Source organism: Paenibacillus sp. 01T422 (assembly GCF_056398785.1).
The window spans coordinates 1-3,586 of record NZ_JBFTQB010000684.1 but is presented as its reverse complement, the minus strand read 5'-3'; the positions used below and the strand labels follow the sequence as shown (position 1 = coordinate 3,586).

General features: G+C 47.9%; 4 protein-coding genes. All 4 read right to left on the bottom strand.

Annotation, left to right across the window (positions count from 1 at the left end; genetic code table 11):
• A partial coding sequence (locus AC1DUA_RS28885) for an MBL fold metallo-hydrolase (protein WP_477503034.1) occupies positions 1 to 904 on the bottom strand: 904 nt, incomplete at its 3' end.
• Positions 905 to 932: 28 nt separating this feature from the next.
• Positions 933 to 1,994 carry an ABC transporter substrate-binding protein gene (locus tag AC1DUA_RS28880; protein WP_477503033.1) on the bottom strand — a complete coding sequence of 354 codons (1,062 nt, stop codon included), beginning with the start codon at positions 1,992 to 1,994 and terminating at the stop codon, positions 933 to 935.
• Between the two features lie 28 nt (positions 1,995 to 2,022).
• Positions 2,023 to 2,787, bottom strand: coding sequence for an ABC transporter permease (locus tag AC1DUA_RS28875; protein ID WP_477503032.1), 765 nt, complete (start codon positions 2,785 to 2,787; stop codon positions 2,023 to 2,025).
• On the bottom strand, positions 2,720 to 3,583 hold the full coding sequence (locus AC1DUA_RS28870) for an ABC transporter ATP-binding protein (protein ID WP_477503035.1): 864 nt from the start codon (positions 3,581 to 3,583) through the stop codon (positions 2,720 to 2,722). Before AC1DUA_RS28870 ends, AC1DUA_RS28875 begins: the two co-directional genes overlap by 68 nt.
• Positions 3,584 to 3,586 lie beyond the last annotated feature (3 nt).

The following is a 3,586-nucleotide window of genomic DNA, read 5'->3' as shown; positions in this document are numbered from 1 at the left end:
CCATCAGGTCGCGTCCTACTGTAATCGGTCCTTGATAAATATCCCGCATCCCACTGATATACGCCTCTTCTGCAGCCTCATTAGCCGCCGGTGCCGGAATATGATGAGTAAGCACCAGATGTTTCACACCTGCTTGCTTGGCAATTTCGGCCGCCTCCAATGTTGTCGTGTGATACTTGGCTGGGTTGGATAACGCTTTGCCATAGGCCGGATATTGCTGAATCAGCGTATCCAACCATTCTTTGTTATACGCCTCGTGCAGCAAAAGATCGACACCTTGACTGTACTTCAACATGTTTGCTACAGGAATCGTATCCCCGGAAATAACGATCGACTTCCCGTTGTACTCAAATTTATATGCGACCGCAGGATAGACTGGGCGGTGATCCACTTCAAAAGCAGTAATCTTGATTCCGTCCTTCTCGTAGACAACTCCCTCATTGCGTTCGGTATATTCGATACGGGCCCCCGCTTCATCCGACAAATTGTAGCTGACACGGAGCTTAACATCGAACTCGAAGGATTCTCGCATTTTACCGATAATTTCTTTGGTTGTCTCGGGGCCGTAAACCTGCATCGGCGTTGATCGTCCCTCGAATACACGCTCAGGGGTAATATGTGTTCGCCAGCTTGTAATAAACACATCGAAAAACCCGCCATTGTGATCGTAATGATGATGTGTAAATAGCACATCGGACACCCTCTGCGGCATGACCCCTGCCTTGATCAGTTGGTCCACAACACCGCCACCACAATCTACCAGAAACACCTTATGACCCGCAAGTACGGCCACAGCGGGCTTAGCTCTCCCATAAAATGCTCTTGGAGTGCCTGTGCCGAGTATAATTACTTTCATATCCTCATGGAAATCGGGCTGAAGATTTTCTTGTGGCTGTATCTGCATGTTTCATTCCTCCTGCGTTAAAGGTCTATTATTTCCCGCTTTTTACTTCTTGCAGCAAAGACAAATCGAGCATGTCGCTCAAATCCAGCGAGTTCTTCTCAATCCCCTTCATATAGCCCGCATCTATGGCAACCTTGGCCATTGTCTCCAGCGAAGCTTTATCCACATCTGTTGTCAATCTAAGATGATCTAATGCAGCCTTGATTAGTTCCAGTGCCAAGCCCTTACCTGTCAATTCCTTTAACTCATCGCTAACGATTTGATAGGTTGCTTCCGGATTTTTCTGGATAAACTCGATTGCCTCGATATTGGCGCGAATCGCCGCTTTCGCCTCGTTGCGATGCTCCTTCAAGAATTTATCGTTCGCTACCAAAATAGTTAATGGATAATCGCCATTATTCGGCGGTACCTTATTCCAATCGACAATGATTTTCCCGATGCCTTCGCTTACAATTTGCGTTCCCCAAGGTTCAGGCAGCAGTGCAACATCCACCTGCTTCTGCTTCATCGCCACCAGCGTATCAGCCGGCGCCATCGTAATTAATTGCACACCGGAAGTATCGGTAGTTACTTTTAAGCCTTCCTGTTCGAGCAGCAGACGTAGGGAAATTTCATTGGTGCTGCCTTTCGTCGGGATGACCGCTGTCTTTCCTGCCAAATCCTTGACATTGGAAATGCCAGCGTCGTTTCTGGCAACCAACACCGCGCCTCCGTTATTGGAGCCAGAGATAATTTTGATATTTTTGCTTCGAACATACTGGTTGGTCACTGGACTAGGTCCCACAAAGCCGATATCAATCTGACCAGTGGCCATGGCCGTGGAGAAATCGGAGCCATTGTCGAAGCCAACGATCTCGACCTTGACGTTATTGCCAAATTGCTTTTGGAAATAACCGTTTTTAATTGCCACGAAGGCAGGGGCGTGGGTCACATTTTTGAGCAGACCGACTCTTATTGTCGAGAGTCCAGCCGGTTGACTTGATGCTGATGTCTGCTCCTTGCTGCCTCCTGAAGCTCCTATACCACAGGCAGCTAAGAGAGTAGTTGTCAACAGAACTACTACCAGATAAAATGATCGAGTTTTCTTCATATTAAATCTCCTTTTCTTGCTCATAGAATTAAGCTTTAATGCCATTCAAGCCGTATTTGATTAATACCCGATCCTCCATACGCTTGAAGAAAAATCGATCAGATAAGGTACCGATGACGGCAATGGCAATCACAATGCACAGCATCAGCGATGTATCACCGATATTACGGCCTTCCTGCAGCATTTGCCCAAGTCCGATACCACGTGCAATCAGCTCTCCAGAGACAAGTGCTCGCCAAGCGAACGCCCACGCCATTCGCATTCCCATGATAAGATGAGGAACCGAAGCAGGAATCATCACTTGATAGAAAAGTTTAATCCCTCGGCCGGTTCCATACATTTGGGCTGCTTTGATATACAAAGGTGGAATATTCTTGATTCCGGTCCTTGTGGCGATCGTCATCGTCCATGTTGCTCCAATGGTGGTAATAAAAATGACCGAAAAGTCATTCAGACCGAACCAGATAATAGCGAAGGGCAACCAAGCGATACTGGGAATTGTCTGCAAAGCGACCACCAGAAAGCCAAAGGTCTCATCCACCAACCGGTTTCGGGCAAAAATCACACCTAGTGTCATTCCGATGACGCAAGAGAGCGCAAACGCAATGAGAATGCGGCGAAGACTACCGCCAATTGCTTCGAGCAGATGCCCATGAATGATGCCTTCATAGAAGGTTCGAGCTGTCTGCAGCGCAGAGGGAAACATCCAGCCCCAATTGAATACCCTATATGCTGTCTCCCATAAAATGACCAGAAGGATGAGAAAGATTGCTCCTCTGAATCTGGTAGTCATCGCCATGCTCCTCCCTTGCTACTTTCTCCAGCTCATCCGCTAATGTATCCATGATGCGTCCTTCAATATGATGCAGCACCGAATCCGTTGCATTTCGCGGCCTGGCTGCCTGAATCTCATACTCTTTCTTAATCCTGCCCGGCCTGGTTGACATCACAAGCACACGATCGGACAGCAGGACAGCTTCCCGAATGTTATGTGTAATAAAAAGTACGGTTTTGCGCGTTTTCATCCAAATTTCCTCAAGTTCTTTGTGCAAGAGCAGCCTGGTCTGCTCATCAAGTGCTGCAAACGGCTCATCCATCAGCAAAATGTCTGGGTCCATTACAAGCGCTCTGGCAATTGCTACTCTCTGTTTCATGCCTCCGGAAAGCTCATGCGGGTAGCGGTCGGCGAATTTGCTAAGGTGGACAAGCTTCATCTGCTCCATTGCCAGCTCATAGCGCTCCTTTTTCTTCATCCCTCGCTGCTTCAATCCGAAAGAAACATTCTCAAGAACCGTCAGCCACGGAAATAAGGTGTGCTCTTGAAAAACGACAATCCGGTCCGTACCCGGTCCCAGAATTGTTTTCCCAAGAACTTCAATCTTCCCTGTTTCCGTCTGCTCCAGCCCAGCAACCAAATTAAGCAAGGTTGATTTTCCACAGCCGGACGGCCCCAGGATCGATACAAATTCTCCTTTCTGAACAGAGAAAGAGACGTTCTCAACGGCTGTAAAGGCACCACCATCCCGCTCCTTGAACGTTTTGCTGACCCCTTGAATTTCAATCATGTCTTGATTCCCCCCTTGATCCATATG

Coding starts and splice junctions, on each gene's coding strand:
- AC1DUA_RS28880 (WP_477503033.1), bottom strand. CDS start 1,994: ATGAAGAAAACTCGATCATTTTATCTGGTAGTAGTTCTGTTGACAACT.
- AC1DUA_RS28870 (WP_477503035.1), bottom strand. CDS start 3,583: ATGGATCAAGGGGGGAATCAAGACATGATTGAAATTCAAGGGGTCAGC.
- AC1DUA_RS28875 (WP_477503032.1), bottom strand. CDS start 2,787: ATGACTACCAGATTCAGAGGAGCAATCTTTCTCATCCTTCTGGTCATT.